Raw genomic sequence first — 18,883 nt, 5'->3', positions numbered from 1 at the left:
GAAAGGGTATTAAAGAATAAATTCTAAGAATCGCCGGAAAAAGGTGTCAACTTTCACACGAGGAACATCGACCCGTCAAGGCTTGAATGACACGTTGATGAATGTCAGGAGTGCTTCCCACCAACCCATGAAGATTGCGAAAATTGTTGAGTCCATATTGGATGGGTTTCCCGTGGATATCAGTGAAGCACCCGCCGGCTCCTCGCAAAATGGCTTCAGGTGCACAGGCATCCCATGCCTTCGTATACGGACTTGGTTCAATGTAGACGTCAGCTTTTCCTTGAGCAATATGACCAATTTTTAGTCCCACACTGCCCAGCAGTTGTTCATTATGGATGTGCAATGATTGTTGAATGGTCGAAAGGATTGGGGATCGATGAGAACGAGACGCGACGAGTGAAATGTTGGGGGGGCTTTTGGATTCGAGCGCTGAAAGTCTCTGGCGAATCCCGTTGCATTCTATCCAAGCCGTCTCATCCGTCAGGCCGGCATAGAGGTGGTCACGGGTAGGCCAATAGACAATACCCAGTTTGGTGCGAGCATCAATAGTCAGTCCGATCATGATGGAAAACTCATCGTTATGTGCAATAAACTCTTTTGTTCCATCCAGGGGGTCTACGTACCAAACTCGACCTGTGGTCAGAGAGGTGGAGGGGAGAGGGCTTTCCTCCGCCACGATGGAATCCTGTGGAAAATGAGTGTGTAATCCATCTACGATAAGGGTATTGGCCTGCTGATCAGCCTCGGTGACGGGATCGTTAACGCCTTTGTATGTAACCGCAAAATCTTTTTGATAGATGTTCATGATAACCTCTCCTGCCTTCCGAGCCAGGTTAGAGACGATTTCGATTTCACGAGACAAATCTGGCATTGTTTTCTCCAGTGCAAAGAAGGGTAGTATTCCCGATACCGATAAGGGGTTAGGGAGTTAGAAAAAAGATTTTCTCAGTTACAGTGTGTGAGGCCTATGTTCCCCATTGCTATCATCCTGTTGATATTAATAATGATTCTGGTAGCGACGTATTTGCCAAAATTTCGTCGTGCCCTGGGAATGACGCTGGCAGTCTTGTTTGGAGCCATCGGGTTTATCATTTGGCAGGATACACAGGAAAGGGAGTTGGAGTTTCAGCGGATTCCTATTAGCCAGGTCCACCTTTCTCACATGGGGGTTAGGCCAGGGCTGAACTCCCGCTCGTTTGTGATAACCGGAAGGCTTGAAAATGTAGCTCAAATTTTTACCATAAATTCAGTGACTATCCAGGCCACTATTGAGGATTGCCATGTGACAGAATGTGAAATTGTTGGGCAAGAATCAGCAGAGATCTCGTTAGAAATTCCTCCAACCCAGGCTAGGGATTTTTCTTTAACCATGCCTTTTCCCACAATACCCAAAATTATTGGAGAAGCTACCTGGCGGTATGCCATTCTGAAGGTAAGAGCCAGATAGCCCATGTTCTCAATTATGCCAGCTGTGGGTTCTCTCTTCTTTTAGGCTTCCTTTCAAGCAAATGAGTAGGTTGACAGTCAAGGGGACTTTCACCATGAGAAATCGGTTTTTCCGTCTGATATCAACAATATTCAAATTGACAATATTTATAGCGCCTTCTTATACTAAGCTAGGTTATAAGAAATTTTTTGATTAATAGGGCAAAAGACTCATATGATCTATTCTCAAAAAGTCCAATATTTTGGACAGGTGGGTCTTTTTCGGTCTTGAGATTTGCTTATTGTCTTCTTACAGTAAGCAGGTGGAGCGGGTAGTATTTGTCCAATTTTTTCTAAATGGAGACATGAGGGTACGATGACAACTTCTACTTCTTATAGGGTAATGCCAGGCCCCGAACATTTTTTGCCACCGTCGGCGGCTTCTATGGGGATTCGACTCCCCGATCCAGGTCAAGGGCATATTCATGGTAGCATAGTTTCTGAAGAGGAAGCGTTGGAGGAGGCAGCCAGGCAGTTTCTTTCGGCAAAAGTGCCCACAATCTTTCCTGGACCTTTGGTTCTATGGGCTTGGAATGACAAGGCTGCCAAGAAAGCCAAAGCAGTTCGCCATTTGTATGAAACAATCAAGGAATGCGTGGATTCTTCTTGTCAGCAGGCCATGCTTATCCCCATGCCAGACTATCGACCGAAATATCCCAAAATTAATCCTGAAATTGAAATTAACCCGAACCATCCAAACTTGACCATTTGGCATAATAAAATTGATGCCTGTATGTTTGTGGGCGTCCATTGCCATCAGGCCAATCTTTCTCTCAAGATCATTCGTGGTGGCACTAACTGTTATACGATTGCTATGTGCGCGCAGGCTGGCCACGAAGATGCCATGTTATCGGTTCGTGACGCGACAGCTGATAAAATAATCAGATTGGCAGATTGGGTGAAGAAATTGAAGGGGTCGGTCGCCCCTCCGGCGAAACATTAGGAGTATTTGTTCTGGGCATTTATTGTATATGAGAAAGATGAAGGCTTTGTTCTAAGAAACTTTCATCTATGATTTTGAGTGTTATCGTTTAAGAAAATCGGAAGTTTTTCACCCTGAAGCAGACAAAGGAGGTCACAATCATGGCCGCTCAAGCTTCTTTTATAGGACAAAAAAACAAAAAAGAGCAGGTGTATACCGATCCCTGGCACATGATGAATGAGGCGGCAAGAACGCCATCGTTCTTTACCGGGAGTGAAGTCATTAAAGAGGCTGTACGCCGAGCCTCCTGTGACATAATGGTCGCGTATCCCATTACACCTCAAAGTGAAGCTGCCGCCTTGTGCGGGGAACTCTTTGCCGAAGGCTATATTGGTGATTACTTCCGAGGGGAAAGTGAATTTGCCGTCATGTCTCAATGTGCCGGAGCAGCCTTTGGTGGCGCCCGAGTATTTACTACCACCGCTGGACCAGGCACGATGCGGGCTATGGAAAATTTCCCCATGTGGGCTGGAGCGCGATTGCCTATACAAATGATTGTAACCTGCCGGGGCATCAACTCTCCGCTCTCAATCCAGCCGGATACTCTAGAAATTTCTTATCTGATGCAAACGGGTATGCTGGTATGGCATGCGGAAACCGCCCAAGATTTTTATGATTGGATCCTCAAAGGGTACATGGTATCGGAAGAACCTGATGTCCATCTGCCACTGGCCTTATGCTGCGATGGGTTTTTTGTGACCCATACGAAGGATATGGTTGATCTGACCCCCGTGGATATGTGCTTGCCACCGTACGATCCTTATCGGTCACCTGTTCCATGTATGGACATGGAATGTCCTCCAGTTCGCATGATGAGAGATCCATTCGTGATGAAAAGTAATTATATCAGTTATGCCACTCATGCGAGCTGGCAGCAAGAGGTATGGGCGGCTGTTGAGCGGTCGAGGAAGCATACCATCCGTTGGATGGATGGACTGATTGATACCGAAAATACTGATTCTGAGGTCATTGTCGTGGCCTCGGGGACGGCAGTTTCGCAAAGCCGGGAAGCCATTGCGATATTAGAAGAGGAAGGCATTAAGGTAGGTTTGGTGAAGGTCAAAACTCTACGCCCATGGCCTGGAGAGGAGATCAGGGAAGCTACAAAACATGCGAAGCATATTATTGTTCCTGAGTTTAATGTCACTGGATGGTTAGCCCGTGAAGTGAGTGCAACCATTCCGAATAATGAACGGGTTCATGCGGGTCCCCATGTATGCGGTGGAATGACGATGCCACCTGAAATCATCGCTGCCGAGATCAAAACCGTGTTGGGAGTTAAGGCCCCTTCGTTAGCCGGACGTGGAGGGTGATGTAAGGTAAAGCATTCTTTGAGGGTATGAACCTCGAACAGCTCATAAAAATAAGGAGAATCGCATGAGTAAAGAACGAATAAAGATCGCAGAAGAATTGTTTGACATCATGCCTGCTGAGTATCAGGATTTGGTCAAGCGGGCAACGTATGGAAATGAGCAACGAGGATGGAAAGATATTGGTAACGCGAAGGAACTCATTGAAGAACATTCGCTTTGCGCAGGATGTCCGGAGTCCATGGCTTTTCGTTATATCCTTGCGTCATTGCCGAATCCTGAAGATACCGTCATGGTCGGCTCGACGGGCTGTACCAGTTTAGTCTTTCCGCATGTGGCGGTCCACAACATCCATTCATTGTTCGGTAATCAAAATGCCATTGCATCAGGATTGAAACGCGCCCTGACGGTTCGGTTCCCTGATCGCCACAAAGATGTGGTGGTATTGGCTGGGGACGGGGCTACGGTGGATATAGGGTTAGACATGACCTTGCAGGCCTGGTTCCGCCAAGAAAAATTTACCACCATTTGTTTTGATAACGAGCTGTATGCCAATACCGGTGGCCAAGAGAGTGGACTCATGCAAAAGGGTTTCGTTGCCAAGATGGCACCGGTAGGCAAGACCTTTGAAAAAGTTCGACTTCCAGAAATTGCCAGGGAGTCCGGTTGCCATTATGTTGTGAATTGCACGGTCAGCAAACCAAATCTCATTGAAAAAGTGATTAAAAATGCTGTGCATATTGCGCGGGAAATTGGGCCGACCTACCTCCAGTTGTATACGCCATGCATCTTGGAAATTGGGAAAAACAGCATGGAAGGTTTGCAGGAAATGCGTGATTCGGAAAAACCATCGGAACGGTTTGCATATAAAGAGTATATAAGTGAACCGGCTAAGGAACTATTAGCCGAATTAGCAGCGAAGGAAAAAGAACGAAAAGCTGAAGCCAAAAAGCAACTAGCCGGCCAAACGGCATAAACGGCGAGACATGTGAGAGGAGCTATTCCATGATTATACGTCGAATCAATATCCGAATGTCAGGTTTGGGAGGGCAGGGTGCCGTGACTGCGGCCCATGTCATGGCCATGGCCGCATCTAAAGATGGTAAGTTTGCTATTTCAAACCCATTCTTTGGAGCAGAAAAACGCATGGCGCCAGCCGAGAGTTACTGTCGAATAGGACTGAGGAAAATTTACGATCGCGGGGAACTCGTATTCCCTGATGTGATCCAAGTATTTCACCCTCAAGTCATTACGATGGGTAAGAGTTACACAATGCCATTTTATTCGGGGATTAAAGAGGGCGGGCTCGTGATCATTAATACCGACATGCCCCTTTTGTCAGACGAAGATGTGAAGCGACTCAAAGATCTCAACGTGTCGGTCTTTAACATCCCAGGGACGAATATTGCCCTGGAAGTTGCAGGGACTGAATTGGCAACAAACATGACCATGATTGGTTCCGTAGCCGGAATCACGAAGTGTGTAACCATGAATGGGTTGGACTTGGCCTTACAAGAACGGTTTGGTAAAAAGTTTGTGGCTTCTGGTGGTACGGCAACTTTGGACGAAGCCATTAAAAAGAAGTTTGCAAAGAAAGAAATGTTGTTAAAAAAGAATCTAGATACGGTGGCTAGATCTTATGAAATTGCCGCAGAATGGGCAGAGAAAAACAACGTAGAGTTAATGGTCGGAGAAGCCGCTGCTGCGTAATACCCAGAACCTCATCATCGAAGGAAAGAGATAGATGTATAATGTTGCCCTAGTGACGGAAGAAAAGTGTGTGGCGAAAAAAGGCTGTCGGCTCTGCATCATGTATTGCCCGGAAGCTAATTGTTTGGATCTCAATTCAGATAAAATGATTGCCGAAGTGCATATTGAACGGTGTAAGGGTTGTGAGCTGTGTAAAGTTGTGTGTGACGCCGCTAAACATGAAGCCATTGAAATGGTTGCCGTGAATTCAGATGGGACCTTAATGGAAAAGGCTGGAGAAGCCGCGGAGTTGGGTCAAGCCTACCAGGGGTAACTCTTAAAGACGAAAAGCCCTACGATCGCCGTCTTGTGATTGGTCGTAGGGCTTTTTTATTTGTTTGACAAACCATCATTAATGGATGAACAGGATTTAGGGGTAGATGAAATGAGTATCGATTTAAAGCAACATGTGCAGACGTTGACCGAACAGATGGAAAACTTTCATCATGCGTTGGAAACCAAAGCACGAGAGATTGAAATCAGTGGGGGAGATCAGGAAATTGTTGGTAAGCTTATAAAGGGCACTGATGCGATGAAGGATAGTGCCAATATCTATTTGTCATGGGCACGCCACTACGTGAAGTTATCTGATGGAGGTGCGTCAGAGGCGGATGAGGGGGAAGAGGATTCTGCGGATTTTCAGTTCTAAGTCATAAAAGTAATTAAAATACTTCATCGGTTCTTGAAGAAATCAGGCAGTCCCGCTATGATAATATTTTTAGAATAGAAAAATCGCACATAACAAAAAATCGTTCCTCGGTAGCTCAGTTGGTAGAGCGTTCGGCTGTTAACCGAATGGTCGCAGGTTCGAGTCCTGCCCGAGGAGCCACATTGCCTAAAGCCCTTTGCAAGTCCGCTTGCAAAGGGCTTTTTTTTTCAGGGGGTAAGCTACCCAATAAAAGAAAAGGCAGAGGGTAAAGTATTTCCCTCAGCCCCTTAATATTCAATCAACAACCATTAGCCAAGTTCTCATCCAGCAGAATTTGTGAATTATGTAATTATGGAGTTGTAGAATAGTTTTTGCTTTAAAGGTTAGTGAAATCAAAAAATATCAAGAATTCAGAGTTATTGTGCATTTTATCCAAATAACAACCGAGCCGTGATCAATCCAAGGGAAGAATGACCCGTTAGGAACCTTCTTATCATGGTGATGGACAACCAAGCCATTAAAAATGTCCCACTCTTTTCCGAATTAACGGATCAGGAGCTTAGTCTGTTGGCCGCTTCGGGGCGTCGTCAAAAATTGCCTGACAAAAATGTGATATTCCAAGAAGGCGATTCAGGCGAAGTGCTGTTCATTATTTTGTCAGGCAAAGTTAAAGTGCTTTTAACCGGGAAAAACGGTCAGGAATTTATTCTCTCGCACTTAGGTCCCGGGAACTTTTTCGGTGAGATGGCCATCCTGGAATCGGCTCCACGATCCGCATCAGTGATAACGGTGGAGCCGAGTGATTTATTTTTATTGGGACAAAAGGCATTGACGGAACTGTTAAAAAACCATCCAGGCATTGCCATGAAAATTCTCAAAAACCTTTCCCAACGATTGCGAAAAGTCAGCGAACAAGTTCGCAGTCTCGTGATGTTTGATATTTATGGGCGTGTGGGGCGATGTCTGCTTAATTTGGCAGAGTTTCAGGATGGTGTGGAGATTCATGGACAATTATTGATTTCCAATCGCCCATCCTTCCAGGAATTAGCCAAAATGGTAGGATGTTCCAGGGAAACCTTGAGTCGAACCCTTAAGGCACTCAAGGAAAACGGAAGTCTGACCGTTACCCGGAACACGATTTATATCAATAGATTTTGGGAATAAACCCACACAGATTTGGTTTGGTGAAATTGATTATTTAAAAAGCATGGAATTGGGGAAGTGTGAGGAGAATCACAGAAAGGATGTGACGAACATCACAGACATGAGATCTGAAATGGGATACATTAAAAAAATATAGACAAGATGATCCGATTTTCTTTTTCTTGGAGAGAAGGTGACCCCCGGAGGATTCCACGACTCGAAATTGGTCTCTCATAACTACATTTTTTGAATAATGCCAACTGTGTAGGCAAGCGTATGACTCGTTGCTTTCATTCGAGGGGTTTATTGTGAATATTCGGGTATTGGGGGCCCATGGGTCTGACCTGCTCTTGAATGGACCAACCAGTCAGCATATTTGTCGGAGCGTCGGGTTCTTGGTTAATGAAGAACTTATGGTGGACGCTGGAACATTAGCATCGGGACTTACTTTGGAGGAGCAAAAGCGGATCAAATATATTCTCCTTTCCCACTTGCATCTCGATCACGTGAAAGGCATTCCTCCACTTGTCGATAATATGTCCGGGCTGGTGGATCATCAAATCGTGGTAGCAGGTTTACCCTCAGTTTTAGTTGGACTTCAGAAGCATGTCTTTAACGATTTGGTTTTTCCGAATTTCTTTAATCTTCCGGGATCTCCATATTCCATCTTACGTGCTGAGAAATTGGAGCCCAAGCGGGAATTGCCCTTGTCTAAAAGGGTTAAAATAACTCCCATCCCCGTTAACCATACCGTCGAAACAGCTGGTTTTATTATTCAGGATGACGAGGTGGCCTGGATTTATAGTGGAGATACCTATTCGACGGAAAGCATTTGGCAAGAGGCGGCCCGAATACCAAATTTAAAAGGGGTCTTCATTGAGGTATCCTTTCCCGATTCAATGAGAGATATGGCCTATCGGAGTAAACATCTTACGCCAACTCTGTTAGCCCAGGAATATCGAAAAATTGGAAAACCTGATCTGCCCCTGTATGTCTACCATATGAAGCCCAGCGTACGAGACCAGATCATTGATGAAATAAGCCATCTGGATATCCCACACGTCACCATATTAGAAGAAGGCCAGGAACTGAAGTTCTAGGAATTACCATTTTCCTCTTTATCTCTTTTTCCCCTCACGTTTACTTTTTAAGTGTAATCCGCATCTCAGACTGCCGAATTAATTCTGGTTGGTCCTTCGGAATAAAGGTCAATAAACATACCTAAATGAATTAAGGTGGGAAATTCGAAAAAAGTCTCCCCAAAAAATGTATCTAAATGGATATATTATGTATCCAAATGGATACCCTGCCGGAATGCCTGAAATGGCATGACAAAAGCAAAATGCTTTAAAAACGGAAATATTTGTTTCCATCCAAGTGGTTATCTACAAAAAAACGGGAAGAGCACCGACTATATAGATGGTATTGAAGTTGCCTGAATCACAAATAACGTGATCGAAATTCTAAAATCATGGACATCAATCATATCCATGGCACCAATCTCCCAATCCATGAGAAAGGAATATTGAGTTCGCGACATCTAGACAGACAGAGTCGCCTCGGATCGTTTTTCTGAACACGTAATTGGTTTTTCCTAACGAACCTCGCCTCTCTGGATTTCGTTCCTTGCCGTCGCCAGGGAATTCATGACGAAAGGAGTGGGTTTCGAAGGTAGGTAGAAGGTGCGGACCAGGGATGTTCCCTCCTCTCAAGTCTCAAACAATTGAAGGCAGGATTCATCAAGTCGTTGAGGCATCGTAACGATTTGATGACCCGTTGCGAAGAAATGTTAGGGAAGGAACATGCCCATGCAACAAGCAACCGTAATCTTTAACCGACAGGTCATCCGTCTCTGCAAAGGTATTCTTAAAGCATGGGAACAATGGGTGGATGAAATCGAATGTGTCAAAGGACACAAAGAGCATGATGGTGAAAGCAAAGATGTTGAGCCACAAATTGGCAGGAAAAAAGAAGGAGATCTCAATGGCAGAATCATGAACCCGTAAGGTGTTCTAGTCTTCGTACGCTTTCTCCCCTCGCGTCATCCGACGCCTCGTGACGTCAAAGCCTCCGAATCCCAACAAACGGGATCGTTTCCTGAAAATCTGAGAGAAAGAGGAGTGGAATACCGAATTGATATTCTCACCCAAAATTTCCCCGGTTTCTGCTCCACCGAAACATCGAAATGAGAGAAAAAAAGCCCCCTCCTAAACAAAGGTGAAATATGACAATGAAAGCGGTTTCTGCCTGTTCCCCTTGGCTACTTTGCGTCAGTCTTCTGGCGTTTGAGCTTACTCCGTCGGTCATATTGGCTGCAGCCTGCGATCCCATTGTGGCAACCGCCGTATCCGTTCAGGGAATGGTGGATGTGCGTCGCGTGAATGTCACGCAGTGGCAACCGGTGAGTCTCAACGATATATTCTGTGCCGGGGATCGCATCCGGGTAGGTGACAGAAGCCGTGCGGATATAGCCCTGGCGAATCGAGCGGTACTCCGGTTGGATCAAAACATCACCATCACCCTGGGAGGCGTTCAAAATAAGCAGACCTTTTTGGTCGACCTCATTGAAGGTGCCAGTTATTTTTCCAGCCGAACCACTCTCCCCCTGGGGTTACGCACCGTATTCGTCAATGCAGGTGTGGAGGGAACAGAAGGATTGATTCGGCACGGAAATACTCAGACAAAAATCACCATCCTGGATGGAGAGGTTGTGGCTGCCAATGGCGGCCAAACGCATTAACCTCTCGGGAGGTAGGCGGTCGTGTCGGAAAAAGGACGAACGCTCAGATAGCAAACAGCCGTTATGCCCAGGGATGCTGAAGCGGCGATTCGGTTGGGAAATACCGGTATTGAAAGTTTTTCGTTCATGGCCGTCTTCTTTTGGGGGCGGTTCCTCTTGATAGATTCCTTCAGGTGATTAAGGAATTGTCTAGTTCATTTTGGCAAGGGGGAAAGGCAACCATAAGAGTGAGAGACAAGTAGTTTTCAACGTGAAATGAAACCATTCATTGCCTAGCCGTATGAAAATTTATGAATCATGTGGGTACCATATGTATGGGATGCCGTAATCTCATGGGAGAAACAACTGTGGATTCAAAATGCAAATCGTCGTCGTTTCAGACGCCGGTCCCGGACCGGCGTAAAGAGCCACGCCGGATAGAAGATCGACGATTGATGCAGCACAACCGGGAGTTGGAAGCGGCCCGTCGAATGACGGAAGTGCTGTTCCAGCATCTTCACACCGATGAACTGGTCGAAAAAACCCTCACCACGGCTCTGGAGGTTGTGGGAGCGGAGAGCGGTTCAATTCTTCTCGCCAGTCAGGATTCCGAAGAACTCGTGTTCCGGCATTCCATTGGCGTCAGCCCGGTGGAAGCCGGGACGGCGATTCCATGGGACAAGGGGATTGCCGGCGCCGTGTTTCATTCGGGAAAGCCCATCGTGCTTCCGGATGCCAAACGGGATCGGCGCCATTATGAAGGGATTGATCTGCTCACCGAGCACGTGACACGGGATATGATCGCTCTGCCGTTAAAACGGTGGGAAGGAAAGCCTATTGGTGTGTTGGAAGTCCTGAACAAACGCGATTCGCTTCTGGATGAAGAAGACGTGGCCATCCTGACAATTGTATCAGCACTTGCCGCGAGTTCGATTGAGCAATCCCGTCTGTATCGGGAGGCGAAGCTCGCCGTCATCGTTCGAATGTTGGGTGATGTCAGTCACGACATAAAGAATATGTTGATGCCGGTGTTATCAGGGGCCCAATTATTGGAAGATGAATTGGACCAGCAATTTCCTCATTTGATCCACGTGAAGATGAAAGGGGCTGAGACGAGTTATGCCAACTGCCAGGAACTCACCGGTATGATTGTGAACAATGCCAGGCGGATACAAAGGCGCGTCCGGGAAATTGCTGATGCGGTTAAAGGTGTCATAAGTCCTCCCAATTTTGCTCCATGCCAGATATCCACTGTGGTGAGGGCCGTGTTTGCAACGCTTAAAACCTATGCCGCGGAGCAGGGGGTCCTCCTCGACACCGAAGGTCTGGACTCACTCCCGGTGATTGAAGCCGATGAACACCGCCTCTTTACCGCTTTGTACAATCTCATCAGCAATGCCATCCCGGAGGTTCCCGAAGGAGGCCTAATCTCGGTCTCCGGAAAGGAGGACAATCCCGGGGTGGGGATTCTTGTCACTGTTTCGGACAATGGTCGGGGCATGTGTCCCGAAGTGCGGGATCGCCTTTTTCAATCCGAGGCCATCAGCACCAAGCGGGAAGGGACGGGGCTGGGCACCAAAATTGTCAAAGATGTGGTGGATGCCCATGGAGGACGTATTTATGTAGAGAGTGAGTTGGGTGTGGGCACAACGTTTTATCTGCATCTTCCTGTGCACCCTCCTCCACCGAGATTGTAAAGATGGTCCCGACGGCTGATCTCCCTTTGTGGGGAGGGCCGATTGGTGGTTGCTTCTCAGGGGCCGACGAGAGTGGAGCTGATGGGAGAGGTCGTTCAGGAACGCCCACGTGGGTCAGGGGGTACTGACGGTTCTGGGGGCATCTTCAGGAATGAGATTGCCAGAATCAGAGGAGAATCATTCGTGGCCAAACTCATGAAGGCTGGTATGTTTGGTCTACTCATCGGTATCGGTGGAGTGGTCTTCAGTGTTGTCCCTCTCTCTCGCAGTTTTGAAGAAGATGTTGGATTAGGTCTCTTATTCCAATTACGAGGTGTCAGGCCTCCACCGACTGACGTCGTCGTCATTAGTATTGATCAGGATTCCTCAACGCACCTCAACGTCCCCGACAATCCCGATAAATGGTCTCGCTCGCTTCATGCGCGGCTAACGGACCGGCTGGTGCAAGCTGGAGCCAAGGTCATTGTCTTTGACGTGCATTTTCTGGAAGCCCGATTCCCCGAGGATGATGTACGTTTTGAAAAGGCGATTCAAAGAGCCGGGAATGTGGTGCTGGCCGATGGGGTGAATGCGAAAAAGGTTCACAGGGGTTTGATGGCAGAAGACCCGGCTGACGCGGATAGCATCGTGAACATCTCGAAGCCATTTGCGCCCTTCAAAGATGCGGCCGCAGGAACCGGGCCGTTTGTGCTTCCAAGAATCCCGTCTAGGGTGAACCAGTATGGGATGTTTCAACAAGGAGCGGGCGATGCGCCAACCTTTCCAATCCTGGCATTCCAATTGTTTTCTTCACCCGTTTATGAACAGTTTATTCAACTTCTTGAGCAGGTGCGTCCCAATTTAAGCGGCCGACTTCAAAATGATTTTGAGTCGGCACGAACCAGCAAAGGCCTGGTGGAGTTGGTGCGGAATATCAGAGCGGTCTTTGAAGGCAATCCGCGTTTGGCAGAAGATATGCTCAAGTCCCTCGGGCCTGCGGAATCTCATCGGGCCGATGTGAAGAACTTCCGGCAGCTCAACGCACTCATCAAGATTTATGGAAACGCACGCAGCCGATATCTCAATTTCTATGGACCTGCACGGACGATTTCCACCCTTTCGTATTATCGGGTCCTGGAATCCGGGTCTGACGCCCCCATGGGTGCCCGAATTGATCTGAAAGGCACAGCCGTCTTTGTGGGACTTTCCGAAATTGTGCCGGAGGAACGAAAGGGTCATTTTTACACGAGGTTTTCCCAGCCTAATGGCGTCGTGATTGGAGGCGTGGAAATTGCCGCCACGGCTTTTGCTAACATGCTGGAGGACTCTTTTGTCATCCCCATGAGTCTGCGTGCCCAAATAGCGCTTCTTCTGTGTTGGGGTCTCCTTGTGGGGGTGATTTGCCGGATGGTTCCGACGGTGTTGGCGGCGGGGGCGGTCCTTATCTTGAGCTTACTGTACCTGGGAGGAGCCGCCTATGTTTTTCAGAGCGCCTTCACGTGGTCTCCCCTCATGATTCCGTTGTTCGTGCAGGGTCCGTTAGCATTCGGGAGTGCTGTCCTGTGGGACTATTATCAGACCGATAAGAAACGAAAGAAAATGCGAAAGGCTTTTGGGGCCTATCTGCCCAATAGTGTGCTGGATGCGCTGTCACGCGATCTCGGCAATCTTAAAGGCGAGCCTCAAGTTGTCTATGGGACCTGTCTGTTTACCGATGCCGCGAATTTCACGACCTTATCCGAAAAACTGAATCCTCAAGAACTGAGCGTTATGCTCGGGAAATACTTTGAAGCTCTCTTTACGCCCGTCCGACACCATGGGGGACTTATCGTCGATCTGAAGGAAGGTTCGATCCTGGCGATCTGGAAAGCGCCTCAGGATACGCTGGGCCTGAGAAGGCAAGCGTGCTTCGCGGCTTTGGATATTGCGAAATCTGTTGATCGGTTTAACCGGGAGGCGGCGCCGTACAGTCTTCCCACCAGGATCGGATTGCATTGCGGGCAGTTGACCATCGAAACAGTGGGGGCTGTCGATTCTGATGAGTATCGTCCAGATGGAAATGTGGTCAATACGGCCTCCCGGGTGGAAGGGTTAAATAAGTATCTTGGAACGACAATCGCCGTGACGGGCGATGTCGTCCATGGACTTGAAGCAGCCTTTCTCTTGAGAGAGCTTGGACAATTTAAGATCAAAGGGAACGAGCAGTCGCTTGTCATCCACGAACTCATCAGTCGCCTGGAGGAGTCTGACCAAAACCGAATGAGAGCGAGTGGGATCTTTGCCAAGGGCCTTGGTGCATTTAGAATACAAGATTGGAATATCGCACGAGAATTGTTCTCTCAGTGTGTTGACCTTGTAGATGGAGATGGACCTTCGGAATTTTATCTCCAACTCTGTGAACAGTTCACCAAAAATCCACCCCAGGAACCATGGGATAAGGTGGTGACGCTAGAGAAAAAATAACCCTGACTTTGTCTGATCCTGCTTGCCCTTTTTCCTCCCGGGCGCTCCCTTCAAGGCCCGACAAGCTTTTTTTTGAAAATTTTGCTACGCTTTTCCGATCACCCTCCACGTGTGATACGGCTATGGTGAAAAATAGGTCAACATTGACGCCATTGGGGATTCAGACGTGAATCCCTCGAGTCAACTGGATAGGAAGGAACGGGAACTGGAAGCCGCCCGGAGAATTAGCCAGGCGCTTTTTCAGCATCTCAGCGTGGAAGATGTGGTGGAACAAGGATTAAAGATAGCCTTGGAGATTGTGAACTGCCGGGCCGGTTCCGTGTTGTTGGCCAATCCGGAAACGAAGGAATTGGTGTTTTACCATTCAATTGGTGACCAACCTCTCAAGGCCGGAACGGCATTTCCCTGGACCCAAGGAATTGCGGGATCGGTTTTCGCCACAGGAGAACCTGTGGTGATAAAAGATGTGAAGGAAGATCAGCGCCATCTTGAGAAAATCGATCAACTGAGTGGCTTTCACACCAGGGACCTGATAGCCATTCCCCTGAACCGATGGGAAGGCCATCCCATCGGAGTCCTGGAGGTCATGAACAAGCGGGAGGACAGGTTAAATCAGGACGATGTGGCCATCTTAATGATCATCGGGGCGTTTACGGCACTGGCTATCGAGCAGGCGCGGTTATTTCAGGAAGCTAAATTAGCGGAGGTGGCTCGAATTCTGGGAGACATCGGGCATGACGTGAAAAATATGCTGATGCCGGTCCTGTGTGGGACGTCCCTTCTGAGAGATGAGATGAATAACGTCTTTGCCGATCTCCCACATTTTGATCCTGACAAAGGCCGAGCCAGCCATGAATTATGCCTGGAAGTCATTGAGATGGTGGCGAATAATGCAAAACGGATTCAAGAGCGCGTCAAAGAAATTGCCGATTGCGTGAAGGGTTTGACGAGCCCCCCACGCTTTGCCCCCTGTAAGCTTCACCATGTCGTCGCTTCGGTGTTTGATACCTTGAAGCTGGCGGCTCAGGAAAAAGGGATTACTCTGGTTCATGAAGGGATATTGGAATTGCCGGTGATGCAAGCCGATGAATCGCGGCTGTTCAATGCCTTTTATAACCTTGTCAATAATGCTATTTCCGAAGTTCCCAATGGCGGGTCTATTACGATTAAGGGACAAATGGAAGCCATGGGAAAGACCGTTCATGTGTCGGTGATTGATACCGGGCGAGGCATGCCGGCCGAAATTCGAGATACGTTATTCACTGCCAGGGCAATAAGCCGGAAACAGGGTGGAACCGGGTTGGGAACAAAAATTGTCAAGGATGTCATCGAAGCGCATTCGGGAGTCATCGCGGTAGAGAGTGAAGTGAATAGAGGAACGGTTTTTCACATTCATTTGCCCATGAAAGTGTCCACAACGTTTTCTTCAGGTCACGTGTCTTCTTAACCTTTTGAAACACGGGTACGAGGCGTGAACATTGTTGTTCCCCGTTCATTGACCCAGCCTAAACCTGTTCCCGCTTGTGATCGTAAGTAAAGCCTAGCAGATATTTTCCCGTTTTCTTTTTCATTCATACCTGAGCCGTTAAGGGGATCCCTGTGGGCTATTCTTCTCTTCGTTCTCCCGCCTTTCACATTGGGGTCATGACTCTTCTGGTTTTTCTGGGTGTCATGGGGTTTCGGTCGGAAGGCTTCCTGGAAAGTGCGGAACTGGATGCCTACGATTGGTCAATGCGTCTTCGTCCGACCAACACAAGGCCCAACCCACCGATTACGCTGGTGTCTATTACGGACCAGGATATTCGTACATTAGGGCAATGGCCGGTTACGGATGAAGTCCTCGCCAGAACCTTAGACATCATGACGACACATCACCCTCGAGCGATCGGAGTGGATATCTATCGAGATTTGGAAGTGCCGCCGGGTCGGCAGGAATTGAACCGCGTACTTGAGGCGCATCCGGAAATTCTGATGGTCATGAAATTCGGGAAAATTGAGAAGGGGGGTATTCCCGGTCCGGCCCTGTTACAAGGCACGGATCGTATGGGGTTTAACGATGTGGTCGTGGATTCCGGGGGGATCGTTCGCCGGGGTCTCTTATTCCTGGATGATGGAACAAATTTCTATCGGTCATTTTCTTTGCTGCTCGCTCTGCAATATTTACAGCAGGAGAGTATCGTCCCAAAACCGGCCGTTGAGAATGCTGACTGGGTGCAACTTGGGAAAACGGTCATCCGCCCCTTCGAATCGCATGATGGGGGCTATGTTGCAGCCGATGCTCAGGGATATCAATATCTGTTGGATCTTGAACGGGGGGAGAGCCTCTTTCCTACCATTTCTTTGGGAGAGGTTCTGGCTGGGACATTCAATCCTGAATTGATTCAGGATCACATTGTGCTCATCGGAGTGGTCGCCCAAGGAGTCAAAGACTATTTTTACACCTCTCAATGCGGAACACTCACGGTATGTCCCTCAGTTCCAGGAGTTGAGCTGCATGGCTATATGGTGCACCAACTCCTCCGTTTAGTGAATGGGGAGGGCCAGCCCCCCATTGCGACGTTTCCAGATTCCGTGGAAACAGGCTGGATCGGGCTATGGGTGCTTGGGGGAGGGTTCATCGGCTGGTGGGTTCGAGGGGCATGGCGCTTCTCCTTGGCCCTGCTCATCGGAATTGTGCTGCTAAGCGGTATGGTGATGAGCGGGATAATGTATGGGAAGTGGATCCCGTTTATTCCTCCAGTCATGGGATTGGTGGTCAATGCCATGGTGGTGACAGCCTGGATTTCGAATCGGGAAAAGCAGGACCGGACGCTCCTGATGTCGCTTTTTTCGCGGCATGTATCTTCTGAGGTGGCGAAGGCTGTCTGGGAGAAGCGGGAGCAATTTCTGGAAAAGGGCCGGCTGCGCCCACAAAAATTGTTTGTGACGACAGTGTTTACGGATCTTGAAGGATTCACCACTGTCGCAGAAAATATGGAACCCAACACGGTATTGGACTGGCTCAACACGTATATGGAACGAATGGTAAAAATCATCAACAGTCATGGGGGGATGGTGGATGATTATCATGGAGACATGATCAAAGCGGATTTCGGGGTATTCCGGCTGGAACAAACTGAAGAAAATAAACGGCAGGATGTCAACAATGCGGTCGGTTGTGCCGTGGCCCTGGAACAGGAAATGCGCCATCTCAATACTCAATGGCAACAGCAAGGGTTGCCCGAGGTGCGTATGCGGATAGGCATTCAAACGGGGCCGGTTGTCGTGGGAAGTCTGGGCAGTGAACAACGGCTGAAATTTACGACCATTGGAGACTCCGTGAACATTGCCTCTCGATTAGAAAGTTTCCAAAAAGACTCGTTGGAGACCTGGTCCAAAGGTGAAGTCTGCCGGATCCTTATTGGAGAGACGACCAAACACTATCTCGGGGACCACCCATGGGGACTCAAAGAAGTCGGCATGATCACGCTAAGGGGAAAAGCCAACGGCATTTCTGTGTACCGGCTAATCACGAAGACAGCCGATGCGGAACAACATTCGGCTAAGACTTTCATGGAACAAGCTAGAGGATAGGTCATGGGCCTGGGATTGTGGGTTGTAAGCGGATAGCCTTCCATGGGGAACGGTGAAGGGAGTGCCTGGCTGAGTAGTTGCCTTGTCCATTCACACCTGGTCATAATGTGTACACGTGATGCTTCCCGTTGTGTGGTGGCGTTGGGGCAAGGGATAGAGTGAGGAACACAGCCATGCCGAGTCGATCCGGAAAACAAGAAATCCCACACAAGAGAATAGACCTCCCCGAAACATTTCTGCTTCAGATCAACCAGGAGCAGGAATTACGAACCTTGTTACAACTCATTGAAAAAGAATCACGCCGGTTACTAGAGGCAGAGGGGATCAGTGTGTTTCTGCTGGATCGGAAGGAATGTGAACTGTGGTTTCCCCTCCCTGTGGGCGGGAAGGTGCTTCGACTGGATGCTCGCTTAGGAATTGCGGGCGCCTGTGTGGCGACCGGAGAGTTGATCAATGTCAAAGATGTCCAATCGGACTCAAGGTTTTTTTCCGGCATCGATGCACAAATCAAGCGAGAAACGCAGACCCTGTTGGCGCTTCCGGTTCGGGACAGAACCGGAGACATCATCGGGGTGTTTGAAGCTGTCAATAAAAAGGGCAAGGGCTTTACAGTCCAGGATGAAACTGTGGGTCAATCGTTGGTTGATGCCATCGCCATCCCTCTTCAGAAATTCCATGTGATGGAACAATTGCGGCGGGAACGCGAACGGTTGCAACAGGAAAACGCGCATCTGTGGAAAGAGGTCGAAGGGCAGTTCTCCACGAAAAAACTCATGGGAAACAGCCTGCCCATGCAGCGGCTGATCAGAGTCATCGATCAGGTCCGGGATAGTTCAGTGGATGTTCTGATTACCGGAGAAAACGGAACCGGGAAGGAATTGGTGGCCAAAGCCATCCATTACAGCAGCCCGCGAGCCCGTCAACCGTTTGTCGCGATCAATTGTGCCGCCCTACCCGAAACCTTAATTGAAAGTGAATTATTCGGCATCAGCAAAGGCACCGCGACGGATGTGGAAGCGAGAATAGGCAAATTTGAACAGGCCAACAACGGCACGCTGTTTCTGGATGAAATTGGCGACCTCGGCGTCAGCGCGCAGGCCAAAGTGTTACGGGTGCTGCAGGAGCGAGCCGTCG

17 protein-coding genes and 1 tRNA gene are annotated in these 18,883 nt (G+C 48.5%); 17 read left to right on the top strand and 1 reads right to left on the bottom strand.

Annotated elements, in window-relative coordinates:
- Positions 1–46 precede the first annotated feature (46 nt).
- Positions 47–871: a 3'(2'),5'-bisphosphate nucleotidase CysQ gene (locus tag AAH187_RS11990; RefSeq protein ID WP_342348696.1), complete on the bottom strand. Its 825-nt coding sequence runs from the start codon at positions 869–871 to the stop codon at positions 47–49.
- A 132-nt stretch (positions 872–1,003) separates the two neighbouring features.
- Here AAH187_RS11990 and AAH187_RS11985 point away from each other — a divergent pair, with 132 nt between their 5' ends.
- The 17 genes from AAH187_RS11985 to AAH187_RS11905 form a co-directional block, all read left to right on the top strand.
- Entirely contained in the window at positions 1,004–1,447 is a 444-nt protein-coding gene (locus tag AAH187_RS11985) for a hypothetical protein (protein ID WP_342348695.1), read from the top strand.
- Positions 1,448–1,801: 354 nt separating this feature from the next.
- Positions 1,802–2,428: a carbon monoxide dehydrogenase beta subunit family protein gene (locus AAH187_RS11980; RefSeq protein ID WP_342348694.1), complete on the top strand. Its 627-nt coding sequence runs from the start codon at positions 1,802–1,804 to the stop codon at positions 2,426–2,428.
- Positions 2,429–2,568: 140 nt separating this feature from the next.
- Positions 2,569–3,780, top strand: a complete 1,212-nt coding sequence (locus AAH187_RS11975) for a transketolase C-terminal domain-containing protein (RefSeq protein WP_342348693.1) — start codon at positions 2,569–2,571, stop codon at positions 3,778–3,780.
- A 64-nt stretch (positions 3,781–3,844) separates the two neighbouring features.
- Positions 3,845–4,753: a thiamine pyrophosphate-dependent enzyme gene (locus tag AAH187_RS11970; RefSeq protein ID WP_342348692.1), complete on the top strand. Its 909-nt coding sequence runs from the start codon at positions 3,845–3,847 to the stop codon at positions 4,751–4,753.
- A 29-nt stretch (positions 4,754–4,782) separates the two neighbouring features.
- Positions 4,783–5,487 carry a 2-oxoacid:acceptor oxidoreductase family protein gene (locus AAH187_RS11965; protein ID WP_342348691.1) on the top strand — a complete coding sequence of 235 codons (705 nt, stop codon included), beginning with the start codon at positions 4,783–4,785 and terminating at the stop codon, positions 5,485–5,487.
- A gap of 34 nt (positions 5,488–5,521) precedes the next feature.
- Entirely contained in the window at positions 5,522–5,800 is a 279-nt protein-coding gene (locus AAH187_RS11960; RefSeq protein ID WP_312741968.1) for a pyruvate ferredoxin oxidoreductase, read from the top strand.
- A 111-nt stretch (positions 5,801–5,911) separates the two neighbouring features.
- On the top strand, positions 5,912–6,175 hold the full coding sequence (locus AAH187_RS11955; RefSeq protein ID WP_342348690.1) for a hypothetical protein: 264 nt from the start codon (positions 5,912–5,914) through the stop codon (positions 6,173–6,175).
- Positions 6,176–6,279: 104 nt separating this feature from the next.
- Positions 6,280–6,355: transfer RNA gene (locus AAH187_RS11950), tRNA-Asn, on the top strand.
- A 315-nt stretch (positions 6,356–6,670) separates the two neighbouring features.
- Entirely contained in the window at positions 6,671–7,339 is a 669-nt protein-coding gene (locus AAH187_RS11945) for a Crp/Fnr family transcriptional regulator (protein ID WP_342348689.1), read from the top strand.
- Positions 7,340–7,626: 287 nt separating this feature from the next.
- A complete protein-coding gene (locus AAH187_RS11940; RefSeq protein ID WP_342348688.1) occupies positions 7,627–8,418 on the top strand; it encodes a 3',5'-cyclic-nucleotide phosphodiesterase in 792 nt (263 codons plus the stop codon).
- 708 nt (positions 8,419–9,126) lie between these two features.
- On the top strand, positions 9,127–9,324 hold the full coding sequence (locus AAH187_RS11935; RefSeq protein ID WP_342348687.1) for a hypothetical protein: 198 nt from the start codon (positions 9,127–9,129) through the stop codon (positions 9,322–9,324).
- A gap of 224 nt (positions 9,325–9,548) precedes the next feature.
- Positions 9,549–10,058 (top strand): FecR family protein, encoded by a 510-nt coding sequence (locus AAH187_RS11930; RefSeq protein ID WP_342348686.1) that lies wholly within the window; start codon positions 9,549–9,551, stop codon positions 10,056–10,058.
- A gap of 347 nt (positions 10,059–10,405) precedes the next feature.
- Positions 10,406–11,734 (top strand): GAF domain-containing sensor histidine kinase, encoded by a 1,329-nt coding sequence (locus AAH187_RS11925; RefSeq protein WP_342348685.1) that lies wholly within the window; start codon positions 10,406–10,408, stop codon positions 11,732–11,734.
- 183 nt (positions 11,735–11,917) lie between these two features.
- The gene (locus tag AAH187_RS11920) at positions 11,918–14,176 is read left to right on the top strand and encodes an adenylate/guanylate cyclase domain-containing protein (protein ID WP_342348684.1); all 2,259 of its coding nucleotides are present in this window, start codon (positions 11,918–11,920) and stop codon (positions 14,174–14,176) included.
- A 166-nt stretch (positions 14,177–14,342) separates the two neighbouring features.
- Positions 14,343–15,623, top strand: a complete 1,281-nt coding sequence (locus tag AAH187_RS11915) for an ATP-binding protein (RefSeq protein ID WP_342348683.1) — start codon at positions 14,343–14,345, stop codon at positions 15,621–15,623.
- A gap of 152 nt (positions 15,624–15,775) precedes the next feature.
- On the top strand, positions 15,776–17,749 hold the full coding sequence (locus AAH187_RS11910; protein WP_342348682.1) for an adenylate/guanylate cyclase domain-containing protein: 1,974 nt from the start codon (positions 15,776–15,778) through the stop codon (positions 17,747–17,749).
- A gap of 173 nt (positions 17,750–17,922) precedes the next feature.
- A partial coding sequence (locus tag AAH187_RS11905) for a nitric oxide reductase transcription regulator (protein WP_342348681.1) occupies positions 17,923–18,883 on the top strand: 961 nt, incomplete at its 3' end.

The organism is uncultured Nitrospira sp. (genome assembly GCA_902500695.1).
Taxonomy (GTDB): domain Bacteria; phylum Nitrospirota; class Nitrospiria; order Nitrospirales; family UBA8639; genus Nitrospira_E.
Note: the sequence above shows the minus strand (reverse complement) of the source record. Positions and strands in the feature narration are given on the sequence as shown.